Here is a 17,823-nt window from a genome sequence, read left to right as displayed (position 1 = left end):
GCCGGGTACAACAATCAACGGCGTGGCAGGAACTGGAGTGGATCGACGGGTTTGCCCTGGCGGCGAATCTCGAAATGCAGCTTCACCCTATCAGTGCCCGTGGACCCCATTTCAGCAATCGACTGCCCTGCCTTGACCTGCTGCCCCTCCCGAACCAACAGCCTGCGGTTATGGCCGTAGGCACTGACATAGGTATCGCTGTGCTTGATGATGATCAGCTCGCCGTAGCCCCTCAAGCCACTCCCGGCGTAGACCACCGCACCATCAGACGCAGCAAAAACAGGCTGTCCCAAATCACCGGCGATATCAATGCCTTTATTCAAACTACCGTTTGAAGCGAATTTTCCAATCAACACACCGTTGGCTGGCCAGGTCCAGCCGCCCACCGCCCGCTCTGCGGCGGGCACCGTGGTAACCACCGGCGTAGGCGTGGTTGGCGAATTTGGCGTCGCTTTTCCGCCGCTGGCGGGCGGGGCAATAGCTGTTCCAACAGGGCGACGAATGACCGTTGTCTTACTCGAGGACGACGGGTTGGAAACTACCGTGGTACTGCCAGTCGAGCCGCTGCTGAAGCGGATGGCCTGACCGGGGCGAATGGTATAGGGAGCGGGGATGCCGTTGCGTGCCGCCAGTTCCTTGTAATCCCACCCGTAACGGAAAGCGATTGAGAACAGGGTGTCGCCAGGCTTGACGACATATTGGCCGGAGGTCACCGTCGGCCGCTTGGGCGCCGCCGTGTTGCGATCGACCACGCGTGCGCCGCTCGAGCTGGTGCTGGAGCAACCCGTCAGCAGGGTGCCCATGGCCAAAGCAATCACCAGAAGCTTGAAACCCGCCCAATCCTTGCGCTGCCGAATGACTGTGTGCCCCACCCGCGCTCCCCTCATGGTGCCGAAAATCGATAATACGATATGAAATGCAATAATGTTGCAATTATAACCGAGCGCCACTGCATTGGCAGGTTCGGTGCAAAAGGCTCACTGAAGAGCCGGGATACCCCGCCAGATAGACAGGGCCGAACGGCAAGAATTCGTCGTCACCGCAAATATTCCCTGTCGCTCAGGCCAACGGACCATTGAGCAGCGGCACGAAGCGCACGGCGCCCAGCACGCGCCGAGAGAACCCGTGCTCTTCGCGGACGATCAGCATCAGTTGCTGAACCTCCCCGGCCGGCCCAACCGGGATCACCATGCGGCCGCCCGGTGCCAGCTGGTCAAGCAGAGCCTGGGGCACTTCCGGCGCTACAGCGGTGACGATAATGGCATTGTAGGGCGCCAGCGCCTGCCAGCCATCGCAACCGTCCCCCCAGCGAAACACCACATTGCGCAGGTTCAGCTCGACCAGGCGCTCCTTGGCGCGGTCCTGCAGCACCTTGATGCGCTCCACCGAGAACACCCGCTCGACCAACTGGGCCAGGATCGCCGTCTGGTAGCCGGAACCTGTGCCAATCTCCAGCACCTTGTCCAGCGGCCCTGCCTCCAGCAGCAGCTCGCTCATGTGTGCGACCATGAACGGCTGGGAGATCGTCTGGTTGTGCCCGATCGGCAGCGCGGTGTCTTCGTAGGCACGGTGGGCGAGCGCCTCGTCGACGAACAGGTGGCGCGGCGTACGGCGGATGGCATCGAGCACCTTGGGGTTCGATACGCCCTCCTCGCACAGGCGCTGGATCAGCCGCTCCCGGGTACGCTGGGAGGTCATGCCAATACCGCGGCGCTGCAGATCGTCCTGTTCGCGCATCAGAGCAGGCCCTCCAGCCAACCGTCGAGCTGTTCGAAGGCATCGTTGAAGGTGCGGTCCAGCTGCAGCGGGGTAATTGAAACGTAGCCCTGCAGCACCGCGTGGAAGTCGGTACCCGGCCCGCCGTCCTCGGCATCACCCGCCACGGCAATCCAGTAGCCCTCCTTGCCGCGCGGGTTGACCACCTTGGTCGGCGCTGCCGCCCGGGCCCGGTGACCGAGGCGGGTGAGCTGGATGCCGCGGATGTGCTCCAGCGGCAGGTTGGGAATGTTGACGTTGAGCACGGTGCGCGGGGGCAGCTGCAGACGCGGCTGCGCCTCCACCAGGCGGCGGGCGATGAAGGCCGCGGTCGGCAGGTTGTCAGGCAAGCGCGACAACAGCGAAAACGCCAGCGACGTGCCGCCCAGGAAGCGCCCTTCCAGCGCGGCGGCAACCGTACCGGAATAGATCACGTCATCCCCCAGGTTGGCACCCAGGTTGATCCCCGAAACGACCATGTCCGGCGGTTCCGGCAGCAGGCCGTTGAGCCCCAGGTGCACGCAATCGGTGGGCGTGCCATTGAGGCTGATGAAACCGTTGGCCAGCGTCTGCGGATGCAGCGGCCGGTCCAGCGTCAGCGAACTGCTGGCGCCACTCTTGTCCTGGTCCGGGGCGATTACCACGCACTCGGCATAATCCGCCAGCGCGCCATGCAGCGCGGCCAGGCCTGGTGCCGTAACACCGTCATCATTCGAAATCAGAATACGCATGGGCTGTCCGTCTGCCCTGCCGGCACCAGATCGACGAGTTCGCGCACCACCACGGTGGCGAAGCATCCGGCCGGGAGGACGAATTCCAGTTGCAGGATATCAGGCTCGGGATAATGCCACGTCAGCCCGCCAATAGGGAGCCGCAGGATGCGCCGTTCGTGACTCATGCCCGCATTGGCGAGCCATTGGCACAATGACGGATGCTGCTCGGCGACCGCCGACTCCAGGGCCAAGGCCGCGCCGGCTGCGGGCGAAGGGCCTTCGCCCCACATTGGGCCGGTGGGATGCAAGTCGAGAATACCCAGGCGCGGATCGGAACATTCCAACTCGCCCGCCGGGAAGAAACTGCGGCTATCGGTGAACGCCAACAGGTCACCGACCTGGGCGCGCTGCCAACTGCCGTCGGCAACGCGGGCGGCCAGTACCTGGTTGAAGACATAGCTGCGCGCGGCGGAAAGCAGCCGCGAGCGCACGTTGCGCTGCTCTGGCAGGGCCTTGCGCGCAGCCCAGTCCTCGGCATCCTGAACGTTGCCGCCGCCAAAGCCGAAGCGCTGACTGCCAAAATAATTCGGCACACCGTGCTGCTTGAGGGCCTCCAGGCGGGCATCGAGGGCCTGGTGGTCGGCCGCCAGCGCGGTCAGGCGCAGGGTGAAGCCATTGGCCGAATGGGCGCCACGCTGCAGCTTGCGCGAGTGGCGCACCTGCTTGAGCACGCGCAGGGTGGCATCCTCGGCACGCGCCAGGTCGGGGTCGGCCTTGCCTGGCAGGTGCAGGCTGAACCACTGACGGGTCAGCGCCTGACGGTCCTTGAGGCCGGCATAGCTGATCGAACGCACCGGCACACCTGCGGCACGTGCCAGCCGGCGGGCTGCCTCTTCGGTGTTGAGGTCACGCTTCTCGACCCACAGCCACAGGTGCTCGCCTTGACCGGATAACGGAATGTCCAGCACTTCGTCGACCTGAAAGTCTTGCGCCACAGCCTTGAGCACCGCAGTCCCCAGTGCTTCACCCGATGCGCGCGGGCCCAGCAGTTCCAGTTCGGTCATGCGGGCAGCAGCAGGGCGACAGCGTGCACGGCAATCCCCTCCTCACGGCCGGTGAAACCCAGCTTCTCGGTGGTGGTGGCCTTGACGTTGACCTGGTCGAGTTCGGCCTGAAGGTCTTCGGCGATCAGTTGGCGCATGGTCTCGATATGCGGGGCCATTTTCGGTGCCTGGGCAACGATGGTGGCGTCGACGTTGCCGATTTTCCAGCCCTTGGCCTGGACGATGCCGACCACATGGCGCAGCAGCACGCGGCTGTCGGCCCCCTTGAACTGGGGGTCGGTGTCGGGGAAGTGCTTGCCGATATCGCCCAATGCCGCCGCGCCGAGCAAGGCATCGCTCAAGGCATGCAACAGCACGTCACCATCGGAATGGGCCAGGAGGCCGTATTTGTGGGTGATACGCACCCCACCCAGGGTAATGAAATCACCGTCGCAGAAACGGTGCACATCGTAGCCGTGGCCAATACGCATAGAAAAACGCCCTGATTGAGTCAGGGCGTGATTCTACCTGCTTTGCAGGTGGTTGGGCGGCTTTTGGACCGGATCGTTAAACCCGCCCCAGTGCCGCTGCGTGATGGCGCAGATGGTCGTCGATGAAGCTGGCGATGAAGTAGTAGCTGTGGTCGTAGCCAGGTTGCAAGCGCAAGCTGAGCGCATGCCCACCCTTGCGTGCCGCCTGCTCCAGCGCCTCGGGCTTGAGCTGCTTTTCGAGGAAGTCATCACGGTCGCCCTGATCCACCAGCAATGGCGGACACTGGCCAGCCGGCGTCTCGGCCAGCAGCACGCTGGCATCCCACTCACGCCAACGCGCGCGGTCTTCACCCAGGTAACGGCTGAAGGCCTTTTCGCCCCATGGGCAATCCATTGGGTTGCTGATCGGCGAAAACGCTGAGACCGACCGGTAGCGCCCCGGGTTGCGCAGCGCACAGACCAGCGCACCATGCCCGCCCATCGAGTGGCCACTGATGCTGCGCTGATCCGAGGCCGGGAAGTGCGCCTCGATCAGCGCCGGCAACTCGTCCACCACATAGTCATGCATGCGGTAATGCTGTGCCCAGGGCTGCTGGGTGGCATTGAGGTAGAACCCCGCACCCAGGCCGAAGTCCCAGGCACCCTCAGGGTCGCCCGGCACCTGCTCGCCACGCGGGCTGGTGTCGGGTGCGACGATGATCAGGCCAAGCTCGGCAGCCAGGCGCTGGGCGCCGGCCTTCTGCATGAAGTTCTCATCGGTGCAGGTCAGGCCGCTGAGCCAGTACAGCACCGGCAGCTTCTCGCCCTGCTCTGCCTGCGGCGGCAGGTAGACGGCAAAGACCATGTCGCAGCCCAGCACCTTGGAGTGATGCCGGTAACGCTTGTGCCAGCCGCCGAAGCTCTTCTGGCAGGAGATGTTATCCAGGCTCATGGCAAACCTCAGAAGTGGATCACGCTGCGGATGCTCTTGCCTTCATGCATCAGGTCGAAGGCTTTGTTGATGTCCTCCAGGCCCATGGTATGGGTGATGAAGGTGTCCAGCGGAATCTCGCCTTTCTCGGCCATGTCCACATAGCTTGGCAACTCGCTACGGCCGCGCACGCCACCGAAGGCAGAGCCGCGCCAGACGCGGCCGGTCACCAGCTGGAACGGGCGGGTAGCGATTTCCTGGCCGGCGCCGGCGACACCGATGATCACCGATTCACCCCAACCTTTGTGGCAGCACTCCAGGGCGGCGCGCATCAGCTGCACATTGCCGATGCACTCGAAGGAGAAGTCCACGCCGCCGTCGGTGAGGTCGACGATCACTTCCTGGATCGGGCGGTCGTACTCCTTCGGGTTGATGCAGTCGGTGGCACCCAGCTGGCGGGCGATCTCGAACTTGGCCGGGTTGATGTCGATGGCGATGATGCGCGAGGCCTTGGCCTTGACTGCGCCGATGATCGCCGACAGGCCGATGCCGCCCAGGCCGAAGATGGCCACGGTGTCACCCGGCTTGACCTTGGCGGTATTGATCACCGCGCCGATGCCGGTGGTGACGCCGCAACCGAGCAGGCAGACTTTCTCCAGCGGTGCTTCCTTCTGGATCTTGGCTACGGAAATTTCCGGCAGCACGGTGTACTCGGAGAAGGTCGAGGTGCCCATGTAGTGGAACAGCTGCTGCCCCTTGTAGGAGAACCGGGTAGTGCCGTCCGGCATCAGGCCCTTGCCCTGGGTGGCGCGGATGGCCTGGCACAGGTTGGTCTTGCCGGAGCGGCAGAATTTGCACTGGCCACATTCCGGGGTGTACAGCGGGATCACGTGATCACCGACAGCCACCGAGGTAACGCCCTCGCCTACTGCCTCGACGATCGCACCACCTTCATGGCCAAGGATCGACGGGAAGATACCCTCCGGGTCTGCACCCGAGAGTGTATAGGCGTCGGTGTGGCAGACACCGCTGGCGACAACGCGCAGCAGCACTTCGCCAGCCTTGGGCATGGCCACGTCCACTTCGACGATGTCCAGGGGTTTCTTGGCCTCGAAGGCAACGGCAGCACGGGACTTGATCATCAATGGTCTCCAGACAGAGGGTCGATTCAGTCCAACAGTGTAATTCACGTGCTTTTGATGAATAATCCAGGCAAACGCAAAACATTATTGCTGTACAGGGACAATCAATGAGCAGCCGTTGGGAAGGTATCGATGAATTCGTCGCGGTAGCGGAATCGGGCCAGTTCACCGCAGCGGCCGAGCGCATGGGTGTCTCGTCATCGCATATCAGCCGGCAGATCGCTCGCCTGGAAGAGCGCCTGCAGACCCGCCTGCTGTACCGCAGCACCCGCCGGGTGACTTTGAGTGAAGCCGGGCAGACCTTCCTGCAGCACTGTCAGCGCCTGCAGGACGGCCGCGAGGAGGCGCTGCGCGCCATGGGTGACCTGGCCAGCGAACCGAAAGGCCTGCTGCGCATGACCTGCGCCGTGGCTTATGGCGAACGCTTCATCGTGCCGCTGGTGACGCGCTTCATGGCGCTGTACCCGCAGCTGCGGGTCGAAGTGGAGCTCAGCAACCGGACCCTGGACTTGCTGCACGAAGGCATGGACCTGGCGATCCGCCTGGGGCGGCTCGCTGACTCCCGGCTGGTGGCCACACGTTTGGCGCCACGGCGCATGTACCTGTGCGCCTCGCCCGCTTACCTGGAGCGTTATGGCCGCCCGCACAGCCTGTCCGAACTGGCGCGGCACAATTGTCTGGTGGGCAGTTCCGACTTATGGGCGCTGCAACAGGACGGCCGTGAGATCAGCCAGCGGGTGCAGGGCAATTGGCGCTGCAACAGCGGGCAGGCGGTGCTGGATGCAGCCTTACTGGGGATGGGGTTGTGCCAGCTGCCGGATTACTACGTGCTGGAGCACCTCAATAGCGGCGCGCTGGTGTCGTTGCTGGAGGCCCATCAGCCGCCCAATACAGCAGTGTGGGCGCTGTACCCACAGCAGCGGCACCTGTCGCCCAAGGTTCGGCGGCTGGTGGATTATCTGAAGGAAGGGTTGGCAGGGATGCCGGCGTATCGGGTGGCCTGACAGTATGGCGGGGCCGCTTTGCGGCCCAATCGCCGGCAAGCCGGCTCCCACCGGGACAACACAGCTTTCGGATACTGCGCGTCATCTGTGGGAGCCGGCTTGCCGGCGATTGGGCCGCGCAGTGGGCCCGGCGATCTCAACCGCGCCCGGCCCAACGCTGGCGCAGCCACTCAAGGTCTTCCGGCCGGGTCACCTTGATGTTATCGCTGCGCCCCTCGATCAGCCGCGGCGCCTGCCCGGACCACTCGATGGCCGAAGCTTCATCGGTGACAACCACGTCGGAAACCAGGCACTCGGCCAAGGCCCGATGCAATGCGCCCAGGCGGAACATCTGCGGCGTGTAGGCCTGCCAGATAGTGCTGCGATCCACGGTAGCGCTGACTCGCCCATTGGCATCCGCCCGCTTCAGGGTGTCGCGTGCAGGCACAGCCAGCAGCCCACCTACCGGGTCGTCAGCCAGTTCCGACAGCAAACGGTCCAGATCCGTACGCGCCAGGTTCGGCCGCGCCGCATCGTGCACCAGCACCCAGTCATCGTCAGCAGCACCCTGCGCATGCAGCAGCAACAGGGCATTGAGGACGGAGTCGGCGCGCTCACGCCCACCCGACGCACGCTGGATGCGCGGATCGCTGGCGCAGCGCAAGCCAGGCCAGTAAGGGTCATCTTCAGCAACGCTGACCACCACACCTTTTAGCGTGGGGTGGCCAAGAAAACAGTCCAGGCTATGCTCGAGAAGCGTCTGCCCACCCAATTGCAGATATTGCTTGGGGCGGTCGGCAGCCATGCGGGCGCCTACACCCGCAGCAGGAATCACGGCCCAGAAAGCCGGCAGGGTATTCATCATTTTTGCGGCAGCTGGAAGAGGGTTTCGCCCTCTTTGACCATTCCCAGTTCATGACGAGCCCGCTCTTCGACGGTCTCCATGCCTTTCTTCAACTCCAGCACCTCGGCGTCGAGCACGCGATTACGCTCCAGCAGCCGCTCGTTCTCGGCATGCTGCTCGTCGATCTGCTGCTTGAGCTCGGCCACTTGCGCCAGGCTGCCGTTCCCCACCCAAAGGCGGTACTGCAGGCCACCCAGCAGCAGGAGCAGGACAAGAAACAACCAATAGGGACTGCGCATCAAGGTATCCAGGTTAAAAAGACCGCCAGCTACGGGCAGGCCTCAAATAGCACAAAGCCTGGCCAAGGCCAGGCTTCGTTGACAGAAACCCGCATGAAGCGTCAGAAATTTCAGAGCGAAAGTTCCGACAGCCTCGGCTGCTGTCTTTTTACCATCTCTTGCTTAGCCGCGAAACTCGTCACGACCACGGTACACCGCTTTGGCGCCCAGTTGCTCTTCGATGCGCAGCAGCTGGTTGTACTTCGAGACGCGGTCGGAACGGCACAGCGAACCGGTCTTGATCTGGCCAGCAGCGGTACCCACGGCCAGGTCGGCAATGGTCGAGTCTTCGGTTTCACCGGAGCGGTGCGAGATCACAGCGGTGTAGCCGGCAGCCTTGGCCATCTGGATGGCTTCCAGGGTTTCGGTCAGCGAGCCGATCTGGTTGAACTTGATCAGGATCGAGTTACCGATGCCCTTCTCGATGCCTTCCTTGAGGATCTTGGTGTTGGTCACGAACAGGTCGTCACCGACCAGTTGCACCTTCTTGCCAATCTTGTCGGTGAGGATTTTCCAGCCAGCCCAGTCGGACTCGTCCAGGCCGTCTTCGATCGAGATGATCGGGAAACGCTCGGTCAGGCCTTTCAGGTAGTCGGCGAAGCCTTCGGCATCGAACGACTTGCCTTCGCCGGACAGGTTGTACTTGCCGTCTTCGTAGAATTCGGAAGCCGCGCAGTCCAGGGCCAGGGTCACGTCGGTGCCCAGCTTGTAGCCGGCTTTTTCAACGGCTTCGGCGATGGCAGCCAGCGCGTCTTCGTTGGAAGCCAGGTTCGGGGCGAAACCACCTTCGTCACCCACGGCAGTGTTCAGGCCACGGGCCTTCAGTACAGCCTTGAGGTGGTGGAAGATCTCGGTGCCCATGCGCAGGCCGTCGGAGAAGGTCTTGGCGCCAACCGGCTGAACCATGAACTCCTGGATGTCGACGTTGTTGTCGGCGTGCTCGCCACCGTTGATGATGTTCATCATCGGAACCGGCATCGAGTACTGGCCCGGGGTGCCGTTCAGGTTGGCGATGTGCGCGTACAGCGGCAGGTCCTGGTCCTGGGCAGCAGCCTTGGCGGCAGCCAGGGAGACAGCCAGGATGGCGTTGGCGCCCAGCTTGGCTTTGTTCTCGGTACCGTCCAGGTCGATCATGGCGCGGTCCAGGGCCTTCTGGTCGGACGGGTCCTTGCCCAGCAGCAGCTCACGGATCGGGCCGTTGATGTTGCCGACGGCTTTCAGCACGCCCTTGCCCAGGTAACGGCTCTTGTCGCCATCACGCAGCTCCAGCGCTTCGCGCGAGCCGGTGGAAGCACCGGACGGCGCGCAAGCGCTGCCGATGATGCCGTTGTCGAGCAGTACATCGGCTTCCACGGTGGGGTTGCCACGCGAATCGAGAACTTCACGACCTTTGATGTCGACGATTTTTGCCATTGTTGTAAGCACTCCAGAATTGACGAAAACAACGCAGCTTTAGGAAATTCTTGCCTTCCACCAGGCGGACATGCAGCAGGCAGGCCTGGCAGAAGCAACCCCTGACCGGCAGGTCAGGGGCAGAACGGGCGGTACTTTACCCGAGAAATGAGCTTTGCGCGGTTTATACCGTCGGAAAACTCATCAAAGCCTGAGCTCAGGCCTTGTTCTTCTGAGCCAGGGCAGCCTTGACGAAGCCGCTGAACAGCGGGTGGCCGTCACGCGGGGTCGAGGTGAACTCCGGGTGGAACTGGCAAGCGACGAACCATGGGTGGTCCTTGGACTCGACCACTTCCACCAGCGCGCCGTCTTCGGAGCGGCCGGAAACCACCAGGCCGGCGTCCATCAACTGCGGCAGCAGGTTGTTGTTCACTTCGTAACGGTGACGGTGACGCTCGGTGATCACGTCCTTGCCGTAGCAGTCGTGCACCTTGGAACCGGCAGCCAGTTGGCAGTCCTGAGCACCCAGGCGCATGGTGCCGCCCAGGTCGGAAGCTTCGGTACGGGTCTCGACGGCACCGGTGGCATCGGCCCACTCGGTGATCAGGCCGACTACCGGGTGGCCGCTGTTGCGGTCGAACTCGGTGGAGTTGGCGTCTTTCCAGCCCATCACGTTGCGGGCGAACTCGATCACGGCAACCTGCATGCCCAGGCAGATGCCCAGGTACGGCACCTTGTTCTCACGGGCGTATTGCACCGCAGTGATCTTGCCTTCCACGCCACGCAGGCCGAAACCGCCCGGTACCAGGATGGCATCGGCGCCTTCCAGCAGGCTGGTGCCCTGGTTCTCGATGTCTTCGGAGTCGATGTAGCGCAGGTTGACCTTGGTACGGTTGGTGATGCCGGCGTGGCTCATCGCTTCGATCAGCGACTTGTACGCGTCCAGCAGCTCCATGTACTTGCCGACCATGGCGATGGTCACTTCCTGCTCCGGGTTGAGCTTGGCATCGACCACTTTGTCCCATTCGGACAGGTCGGCGCCATTGCACTGCAGGCCGAAGCGCTCGACGACGAAGTCGTCCAGGCCCTGTGCGTGCAGTACGCCAGGAATCTTATAGATGGTGTCGACGTCTTCCAGGGAAATGACCGCACGCTCTTCGACGTTGGTGAACAACGCGATCTTGCGACGCGACGAGGCATCGACCGGGTGGTCGGAACGGCAGATCAGCACGTCAGGCTGCAGGCCGATGGAGCGCAGTTCCTTGACCGAGTGCTGGGTCGGCTTGGTCTTGGTTTCGCCAGCGGTGGCGATGTACGGGACCAGGGTCAGGTGCATCAGCATGGCGCGCTTGGAGCCCACTTCGACACGCAGCTGGCGGATCGCCTCGAGGAACGGCTGCGACTCGATGTCGCCCACGGTACCGCCGATTTCCACCAGGGCCACGTCGGCATCGCCGGCGCCCTTGATGATACGACGCTTGATCTCGTCGGTGATGTGCGGAATGACCTGGATGGTAGCGCCCAGGTAATCACCACGACGCTCCTTGCGCAGCACGTGCTCGTAGATACGGCCGGTGGTGAAGTTGTTGTTCTGGGTCATGGTCGTGCGGATGAACCGCTCGTAGTGGCCCAGGTCAAGGTCGGTCTCGGCGCCATCGTGGGTGACGAATACTTCACCGTGCTGGAACGGACTCATGGTGCCAGGATCGACGTTGATGTACGGATCCAGCTTGAGCATGGTGACCTTGAGCCCCCGCGCTTCCAGGATGGCCGCCAGGGAAGCCGAGGCAATGCCTTTCCCCAATGAAGAAACAACACCGCCCGTGACGAATATGTAGCGCGTCATGAAAAACCCTAGAAGTCTGCGTTAAGGCGGCCAGCGCCGCCGGAGAAAGCGAAGGAAGGCCGAAGCCCCCGATCACCCGCGTCAATCACAGTGCATCTCGAAAAACTGCCGCGTCTGTACAGACCAGGGGTATCCCCGGTATGGAGTTCGCTCGTCATTTCCAGAATCAGCCCAGCAAAAAACTGCTTGGTAATCGGCAACTGCCGTGTTTCCGAGGAACGCACAGAAGTTGTATCAAGAAGGGAGGGTAGTCTACCGGAATGTACCCTTCAGCTCAAACCTTGCGCGTTCGTCGGAGGCTGCCAGTGCAGCTGGCAATCCGCCTGCCCCAGTTCAGGCAGGTTGGCCACCGCCAGCAGGCGCTCGCCGCAGTACAGCAACGGTAGCCGCGAACGCACGAAGTGCGGGACTTGCAGCTCGTTGAGCAGGCGTTTCAAGTCGCGCTTGCCGCGGCCGGTAATGTTCAGTACTTCGCCCCCCTGGCGGTAGGCAATGTGCAACTCACCCTGAGGGCGGCCCTGCAGGCGCACACTGCCGTTGCCGGGCAACACCAACCGGCCATCGGGCTGCTCCCAGCGCAATACGCCGCCGACAGGCTGCAACCAGTCACCACTCAACCACCAGACGCGCCCGTTGCTGCGTTCCAGCTTGCCGTCGGTCAGGTGCCAGGCTGGCCGAGCATCGATTGCCGCGTCGCGCAGGGCTGCCCAGCCGGCCCAATGGCGGCTGTCGGGCAAACGCGTGCGCAGGCTCAGCCAGTGCTGCAGGGCATTGCGCTGACGAGCCGGCGACAGCGCCACGAGGGTAGCCAGATCGAGCGAGTCCAAGCCAGGCCAAGCAACACACCCGCCCTCCCCGGCCTCGGCCAGGTCAGCCTGCGCCAGCTCATCCAGCAGCCCGAGCGCCTCGCCCAGGTGGTCGGCACTGCGTGCAAGGTTCTGGCTGGCCTGCGGCCAACGCTGTTGCAACAACGGGAACACCTCTGCGCGCAGGAAGTTGCGGGTATACGCCGTGTCGTTGTTCGAGGGGTCTTCGATCCAGGCCAGCCCATGGCCTTGCGCATAGGTATGCAACTGCGTGCGTGAGACCGCCAGTAACGGCCTGACCAGCTGGCCATGCCCCAAAGGGCGCTGTACCGGCATGGCGGACAACCCGCGCAGGCCCGCACCGCGCAAAAGGCGGAACAGCAGGGTTTCGGCCTGGTCATCACGGTGCTGGCCGGTAAACAGCACATCGCCCGGGCCAAGCACGCCCTTGAAGGCCGCGTAGCGGGCATCGCGCGCGGCCTGTTCGAGGCTGGCACCCGGGGTTATGTGAACGTGGATGACGGTGAGCGGGATACCCAGGCGGTCGCAGACAGCTTTGCAATGCGCTGGCCAGGAGTCGGCAGCCGGTTGCAGGCCGTGGTGAATGTGGATGGCTTGCAGCGGAGGCGTTGGGTGACTGCGGGCGTGGTTGGCCAGCAGGTGCAGGAGGACGGTGGAGTCGAGGCCGCCAGAGAAGGCGATGTGCCAGGCGGGGGCGGTGAGCCAGGGGGTGAGGTTGATCATTGAAGCCTCACTGTTTTGAAAACGCCGGGGCCGCGTTGCGCCCCTTTCGCCGGCAAGCCGGCTGCCACATTGTCCGCGTTGTCGCCGAATATTGTGGGAGCCGGCTTGCCGGCGAAAGGGCCGCAACGCGGCCCCAAGGCTACATCAGATGCCGTAGCTCATCAGGCGCTCGTAACGGCGGGCAAGCAGCGCGTCATTGTCGAACTTGCCCAGCATGTCCAGCTGCTCAACCAGGTCGGCGCGAATGCTTTCGGACATCTGCGCCGGGTCACGGTGGGCGCCGCCCAGCGGCTCCTGAATGACCTTGTCGACGATGTTCAGGCTCTTCAGGCGCTCGGCAGTGATGCCCATGGCTTCGGCAGCGTCGGCAGCCTTGTCGGCCGTCTTCCACAGAATCGAGGCACAGCCTTCCGGCGAGATCACCGAGTAGGTGGAGTACTGCAGCATGTTCAGCTGGTCGCACACACCAATGGCCAATGCACCGCCGGAACCACCTTCACCGATTACGGTGGCAATGATCGGGGTTTTCAGGCGCGCCATGACGCGCAGGTTCCAGGCGATCGCTTCGCTCTGGTTGCGCTCTTCGGCGTCGATGCCCGGGTAGGCACCCGGGGTGTCGATGAAGGTCAGGATCGGCATCTTGAAACGTTCGGCCATTTCCATCAGGCGGCAAGCCTTGCGGTAGCCTTCCGGGCGAGGCATGCCGAAGTTGCGGCGAACCTTTTCGCGCACTTCACGGCCCTTCTGGTGGCCGATGACCATTACCGGCTTGCCATCCAGGCGCGCGGTACCGCCGACGATGGCAGCGTCGTCGGAGAAGTGGCGGTCGCCGTGCAGCTCTTCGAACTCGGTGAAGATGTGCTCCAGGTAGTCCAGGGTGTAAGGACGACGTGGGTGGCGCGCCAGGCGCGCGATCTGCCAGCTGGTCAGGTTGCCGAAGATGCTTTCGGTCAGAGTGTTGCTCTTGTCTTGCAGACGGGCAATTTCATCGCTGATATTCAGCGAGTTGTCGTTACCCACCAAACGCAGCCCTTCGATCTTGGCTTGCAGGTCGGCAATCGGCTGTTCGAAATCGAGAAAATTCGGGTTCATAGTCATCCGTCTTGGGTCTACGGCCAGGCGGCCGGCCGGTTGATCCGTTTGGCGCCCTACCTTAAGGGATCAGGCGCATTCAGGTCGAGCGTAAATTTCGTCGGTTCAACGATATTGCAGGAAGACGTTCTCACGCCCGAACTGGTCACGCAGCGCCTGAATCAGGCCATCGGCCGGGTCGATCGACCACTGCTCGCCGAACTGCAACATGGCCTTGGCATCGCTGCCCGTGTATTCGAGGGTGATCGGGCAACCGCCGCGGTGGCGGGTGATCAGCTCGCCCAGCCAGTTCAGGCGGTCACCCTTGAGCGCCTCGTGGGTGATCTTCAGGCGCAGGCTCTCGGCCAGCTTGGTCCGGGCATCTTCCATGGTCATCACCTGCTTCACGCGCAGGCGCAGGCCACCCGAGAAGTCGTCATTGCTGACCTCGCCTTCAACCACCACCATGGCATCGTTCTGCAACAGCGCTTGAGCGCCCATGAAGGCATCGGCGAACAGCGACGCCTCGATGCGCCCGGACCGGTCATCGAGGGTGACAAAGCCCATCTTGTCGCCCTTCTTGTTCTTCATCACGCGCAGGGCAATGATCATCCCGGCGATGGTCTGCGTTTCGCGCGAAGGCTTGAGGTCGATGATCCGCTGGCGGGCGAAGCGGCGGATCTCCCCTTCGTATTCGTCGATCGGGTGGCCGGTAAGGTACACACCCAGGGTGTCTTTCTCACCCTTCAGGCGCTCTTTGAGCGTCAGCTCGCGCACCTTGCGGTGGTTGGCGTAGACATCCGAGTCGGCTTCGACGAACAGCCCGCCAAACAGGTCGACATGGCCGCTGTCGGCCGTGCGCGCGGTCTGTTCTGCAGCCTTGATGGCTTCTTCAAGGGCCGACAGCAAGGTCGCACGGTTGATGTCGATGCTGGCGTGGTACGCCTTGATCTCATCATGGAAGTGCGGGCCGAGACGGTCCAGGGCCCCGCTGCGGATCAGCGCATCGAGGGTCCGCTTGTTGACGCGCTTGAGGTCGACCCGCTCACAGAAGTCGAACAAGTCCTTGAACGGCCCGCCCTGGGCGCGCGCTTCGACGATGGCTTCCACCGGGCCTTCACCGACACCTTTGATGGCACCCAGCCCATAGATGATGCGGCCGTCATCGTTGACCGTGAACTTGAACTCGGAGGCATTCACGTCCGGCGCATCGAGGCGCAGTTTCATGGTGCGCACTTCTTCGATCAGCACCACCACCTTGTCGGTGTTGTGCATGTCCGCCGACAGTACCGCAGCCATGAACGGCGCCGGGTAGTGAGTCTTGAGCCAGGCGGTCTGATAGGAGACCAGGCCATAGGCTGCCGAGTGGGATTTGTTGAAGCCGTAGCCGGCGAACTTCTCTACCAGGTCAAAGATGTTACCGGCGAGGTCTGCCTCGATGTTGTTGGCGACACAACCCTCGATGAAACCGCCGCGCTGCTTGGCCATCTCTTCGGGCTTTTTCTTACCCATGGCTCGGCGCAGCATGTCGGCGCCGCCCAGGGTATAGCCGGCCATGACCTGGGCAATCTGCATCACCTGTTCCTGATACAGGATGATGCCGTAGGTCGGTGCCAATACCGGTTTGAGGCCTTCGTACTGGTAGTCCGAGTGGGGATAGGCCAGCTCGGCGCGCCCGTGCTTACGGTTGATGAAGTCGTCCACCATGCCCGATTGCAACGGGCCAGGGCGGAACAATGCCACCAGTGCGATGAGGTCTTCCAGGCAGTCGGGCTTGAGCTTCTTGATCAGCTCTTTCATGCCCCGCGATTCAAGCTGGAACACCGCCGTGGTTTCGGCCTTCTGCAGCAGCTCGTAGGTCTTGCGGTCGTCCAGCGGGATGAAGTCGATGTTCAAATCGGGCAGGTTGTTCTTGGCCTGCTCGCGGTTGATCGTCTCCATTGCCCACTTGATGATGGTCAGGGTACGCAGGCCGAGGAAGTCGAACTTGACCAGGCCTGCGGCCTCGACGTCGTCCTTGTCGAACTGGGTAACCAGGCCGCCGCCTTCTTCGTCACAGGCGATCGGCGAGAAGTCGGTAAGCTTGGTCGGGGCAATGACCACGCCACCGGCGTGCTTGCCGGTACCCCGGGTGACACCCTCAAGCTTGAGCGCCATCTCCCAGATTTCACGGGCGTCTTCATCGCCCTTGAGGAAGTCGCGCAGGATCTCTTCCTGCTCGTACGCCTTCTCCAGGGTCATGCCCACTTCGAACGGGATCATCTTCGACAGGCGATCGGCCAGGCCATACGACTTGCCTTGCACCCGCGCCACGTCGCGCACCACCGCCTTGGCGGCCATGGTGCCGAAGGTGATGATCTGGCTGACTGCGTTGCGACCATAGGCCTCGGCCACATAGTCGATCACCCGGTCACGCCCATCCATGCAGAAGTCGACGTCGAAGTCGGGCATGGAAACCCGTTCAGGGTTCAGAAAACGCTCGAACAGCAGGTCGTAGGCCAGCGGGTCGAGGTCGGTGATCTTCAATACGTAGGCCACCAGCGAGCCGGCACCCGAGCCCCGCCCTGGGCCTACCGGCACGCCGTTGTTCTTGGCCCATTTGATGAAGTCCATCACGATCAGGAAGTAGCCGGGGAAGCCCATCTGGATGATGATGTCCAACTCGAACTTCAGGCGGTCCAGGTAGACCTGGCGCTTCTCTTCGTAATTGGGCGTGGTCTCTTTCGGCCAGAGCACCGCAAGGCGCTCCTCGAGCCCTTCATGGGAGACGTGGCGCAGGTAGTCATCGATGCCCATGCCGTTGGGCGTCGGGAAGTCGGGCAGGAAGTATTTGCCCAGCTGGACCTGGATGTTGCAGCGTTTGGCGATTTCGACAGTGTTGGCGACGCCGTCGGGCAGGTCGCTGAACAGCTCGGCCATTTCGTCCGCGCTCTTGAGGTACTGCTGATCGCTGTACATCCGCGGGCGCCGCGGGTCGTCCAGGGTCCAGCCTTCACCGATGCACACGCGGCTTTCGTGGGCGTCAAAGTCGGATTGCTTGATGAAACGCACATCGTTGGTCGCCACCAGCGGCGCACTGAACTTGTCGGCCAGTGCCACGGCGGCATGCACGTACTCTTCGTCACCGGCGCGGTTGGTGCGCTGCACTTCGACGTAAAAGCGATCGGGGAACATGCCCATCCAATCGTGCAGCAGCGCTTCGGCCTCGTCGGCCCGGCCCGCCATCAAGGCCATGCCGATATCGCCTTCCTTGCCTGCAGACAGGGCGATCAACCCGTCGCTGGCCGGGGCGATCCAGTCACGCTGAAGAATCACCAGGCCGTTGCGCTGGCCATCGGTCCAACCCCGCGAGATCAGCTCGGTGAGATTGCGATAACCCGCAGGGTTCATGGCCAGGAAGCAGATGCGCGACAGTGGCGCCTCCGGGTCGGCACCCGCCAGCCACAGGTCGGCACCACAGATCGGCTTGATGCCAGCGCCCATGGCGGCCTTGTAGAACTTCACCAGCGAGCACATGTTGCTCTGGTCGGTGATCGCCACTGCCGGCATGTTCATCCCCGCCAGCGCCTTGGCCAGCGGTTTGATCCGCACCAGGCCGTCTACCAGCGAGAATTCGGAGTGGACGCGCAGGTGAACGAAGGGTACCGACATGGAAGATCCTGTAGCAGTGCTGAACGACGAGGCGGGATTGTAACGTAAATGCGAGGGGGGTTTGGGGCTGCTTTGCAGCCCCTTCGCTGGGGGC

The 17,823-nt window shown here is 63.0% G+C and carries 15 protein-coding genes; 1 reads left to right on the top strand and 14 read right to left on the bottom strand.

Annotated features, from left to right (window positions below; all coding sequences use genetic code 11):
• Positions 1–14: 14 nt before the first annotated feature.
• The 7 genes from ACFY68_RS14735 to ACFY68_RS14705 form a co-directional block, all read right to left on the bottom strand.
• On the bottom strand, positions 15–872 hold the full coding sequence (locus ACFY68_RS14735) for a peptidoglycan DD-metalloendopeptidase family protein (protein WP_387528825.1): 858 nt from the start codon (positions 870–872) through the stop codon (positions 15–17).
• A gap of 187 nt (positions 873–1,059) precedes the next feature.
• Complete coding sequence (locus ACFY68_RS14730) at positions 1,060–1,698, bottom strand: protein-L-isoaspartate(D-aspartate) O-methyltransferase (RefSeq protein WP_387528822.1); 639 nt, start codon at positions 1,696–1,698, stop codon at positions 1,060–1,062.
• A gap of 38 nt (positions 1,699–1,736) precedes the next feature.
• Complete coding sequence (gene surE, locus ACFY68_RS14725) at positions 1,737–2,486, bottom strand: 5'/3'-nucleotidase SurE (protein ID WP_387528499.1); 750 nt, start codon at positions 2,484–2,486, stop codon at positions 1,737–1,739.
• Positions 2,474–3,532 carry a tRNA pseudouridine(13) synthase TruD gene (gene truD / locus ACFY68_RS14720; RefSeq protein ID WP_387528496.1) on the bottom strand — a complete coding sequence of 353 codons (1,059 nt, stop codon included), beginning with the start codon at positions 3,530–3,532 and terminating at the stop codon, positions 2,474–2,476. Before truD ends, surE begins: the two co-directional genes overlap by 13 nt.
• Positions 3,529–4,002 carry a 2-C-methyl-D-erythritol 2,4-cyclodiphosphate synthase gene (gene ispF, locus ACFY68_RS14715; RefSeq protein WP_387528493.1) on the bottom strand — a complete coding sequence of 158 codons (474 nt, stop codon included), beginning with the start codon at positions 4,000–4,002 and terminating at the stop codon, positions 3,529–3,531. The genes truD and ispF overlap by 4 nt, the downstream gene beginning before the upstream one ends.
• 76 nt (positions 4,003–4,078) lie before the next feature.
• Complete coding sequence (gene fghA / locus ACFY68_RS14710) at positions 4,079–4,933, bottom strand: S-formylglutathione hydrolase (protein ID WP_387528490.1); 855 nt, start codon at positions 4,931–4,933, stop codon at positions 4,079–4,081.
• Positions 4,934–4,941: 8 nt separating this feature from the next.
• Positions 4,942–6,054 carry an S-(hydroxymethyl)glutathione dehydrogenase/class III alcohol dehydrogenase gene (locus ACFY68_RS14705; RefSeq protein ID WP_387528487.1) on the bottom strand — a complete coding sequence of 371 codons (1,113 nt, stop codon included), beginning with the start codon at positions 6,052–6,054 and terminating at the stop codon, positions 4,942–4,944.
• 107 nt (positions 6,055–6,161) lie between these two features.
• On the opposite strand from ACFY68_RS14705, the gene ACFY68_RS14700 reads away from it, so the two are divergent.
• Positions 6,162–7,058 (top strand): LysR substrate-binding domain-containing protein, encoded by an 897-nt coding sequence (locus tag ACFY68_RS14700; protein ID WP_387528484.1) that lies wholly within the window; start codon positions 6,162–6,164, stop codon positions 7,056–7,058.
• 136 nt (positions 7,059–7,194) lie between these two features.
• Here the strand turns inward: ACFY68_RS14700 and ispD are convergent, their stop codons facing one another.
• From ispD to dnaE, 7 genes are all read right to left on the bottom strand, one after another.
• Positions 7,195–7,902 carry a 2-C-methyl-D-erythritol 4-phosphate cytidylyltransferase gene (ispD, locus tag ACFY68_RS14695; protein WP_387528481.1) on the bottom strand — a complete coding sequence of 236 codons (708 nt, stop codon included), beginning with the start codon at positions 7,900–7,902 and terminating at the stop codon, positions 7,195–7,197.
• Entirely contained in the window at positions 7,899–8,180 is a 282-nt protein-coding gene (ftsB, locus tag ACFY68_RS14690) for a cell division protein FtsB (protein WP_023534037.1), read from the bottom strand. Before ftsB ends, ispD begins: the two co-directional genes overlap by 4 nt.
• A gap of 162 nt (positions 8,181–8,342) precedes the next feature.
• Complete coding sequence (gene eno / locus ACFY68_RS14685; RefSeq protein WP_387528476.1) at positions 8,343–9,632, bottom strand: phosphopyruvate hydratase; 1,290 nt, start codon at positions 9,630–9,632, stop codon at positions 8,343–8,345.
• Positions 9,633–9,828: 196 nt separating this feature from the next.
• Positions 9,829–11,457, bottom strand: a complete 1,629-nt coding sequence (locus ACFY68_RS14680) for a CTP synthase (protein WP_346611780.1) — start codon at positions 11,455–11,457, stop codon at positions 9,829–9,831.
• Positions 11,458–11,726: 269 nt separating this feature from the next.
• Positions 11,727–13,007: a tRNA lysidine(34) synthetase TilS gene (tilS, locus tag ACFY68_RS14675; protein ID WP_387528472.1), complete on the bottom strand. Its 1,281-nt coding sequence runs from the start codon at positions 13,005–13,007 to the stop codon at positions 11,727–11,729.
• Positions 13,008–13,151: 144 nt separating this feature from the next.
• Positions 13,152–14,099 carry an acetyl-CoA carboxylase carboxyltransferase subunit alpha gene (locus ACFY68_RS14670; protein ID WP_346611782.1) on the bottom strand — a complete coding sequence of 316 codons (948 nt, stop codon included), beginning with the start codon at positions 14,097–14,099 and terminating at the stop codon, positions 13,152–13,154.
• A gap of 105 nt (positions 14,100–14,204) precedes the next feature.
• Positions 14,205–17,729, bottom strand: a complete 3,525-nt coding sequence (gene dnaE / locus ACFY68_RS14665; RefSeq protein WP_387528469.1) for a DNA polymerase III subunit alpha — start codon at positions 17,727–17,729, stop codon at positions 14,205–14,207.
• Between the last annotated feature and the right edge of the window lie 94 nt (positions 17,730–17,823).

The sequence above is a fragment of the Pseudomonas sp. NPDC012596 genome (genome assembly GCF_042902325.1).
Taxonomy (GTDB): domain Bacteria; phylum Pseudomonadota; class Gammaproteobacteria; order Pseudomonadales; family Pseudomonadaceae; genus Aquipseudomonas.
Note: the sequence above shows the minus strand (reverse complement) of the source record. Positions and strands in the feature narration are given on the sequence as shown.

What these genes read in the sequence shown, in the direction of transcription:
- ACFY68_RS14730 (WP_387528822.1), bottom strand. Translation starts at nt 1,698, where the DNA reads ATGACCTCCCAGCGTACCCGGGAGCGGCTGATCCAGCGCCTGTGCGAG.
- surE (WP_387528499.1), bottom strand. Translation starts at nt 2,486, where the DNA reads ATGCGTATTCTGATTTCGAATGATGACGGTGTTACGGCACCAGGCCTG.
- truD (WP_387528496.1), bottom strand. Translation starts at nt 3,532, where the DNA reads ATGACCGAACTGGAACTGCTGGGCCCGCGCGCATCGGGTGAAGCACTG.
- ispF (WP_387528493.1), bottom strand. Translation starts at nt 4,002, where the DNA reads ATGCGTATTGGCCACGGCTACGATGTGCACCGTTTCTGCGACGGTGAT.
- fghA (WP_387528490.1), bottom strand. Translation starts at nt 4,933, where the DNA reads ATGAGCCTGGATAACATCTCCTGCCAGAAGAGCTTCGGCGGCTGGCAC.
- ACFY68_RS14705 (WP_387528487.1), bottom strand. Translation starts at nt 6,054, where the DNA reads ATGATCAAGTCCCGTGCTGCCGTTGCCTTCGAGGCCAAGAAACCCCTG.
- ACFY68_RS14700 (WP_387528484.1), top strand. Translation starts at nt 6,162, where the DNA reads ATGAGCAGCCGTTGGGAAGGTATCGATGAATTCGTCGCGGTAGCGGAA.
- ispD (WP_387528481.1), bottom strand. Translation starts at nt 7,902, where the DNA reads ATGATGAATACCCTGCCGGCTTTCTGGGCCGTGATTCCTGCTGCGGGT.
- ftsB (WP_023534037.1), bottom strand. Translation starts at nt 8,180, where the DNA reads ATGCGCAGTCCCTATTGGTTGTTTCTTGTCCTGCTCCTGCTGCTGGGT.
- eno (WP_387528476.1), bottom strand. Translation starts at nt 9,632, where the DNA reads ATGGCAAAAATCGTCGACATCAAAGGTCGTGAAGTTCTCGATTCGCGT.
- ACFY68_RS14680 (WP_346611780.1), bottom strand. Translation starts at nt 11,457, where the DNA reads ATGACGCGCTACATATTCGTCACGGGCGGTGTTGTTTCTTCATTGGGG.
- tilS (WP_387528472.1), bottom strand. Translation starts at nt 13,007, where the DNA reads ATGATCAACCTCACCCCCTGGCTCACCGCCCCCGCCTGGCACATCGCC.
- ACFY68_RS14670 (WP_346611782.1), bottom strand. Translation starts at nt 14,099, where the DNA reads ATGAACCCGAATTTTCTCGATTTCGAACAGCCGATTGCCGACCTGCAA.
- dnaE (WP_387528469.1), bottom strand. Translation starts at nt 17,729, where the DNA reads ATGTCGGTACCCTTCGTTCACCTGCGCGTCCACTCCGAATTCTCGCTG.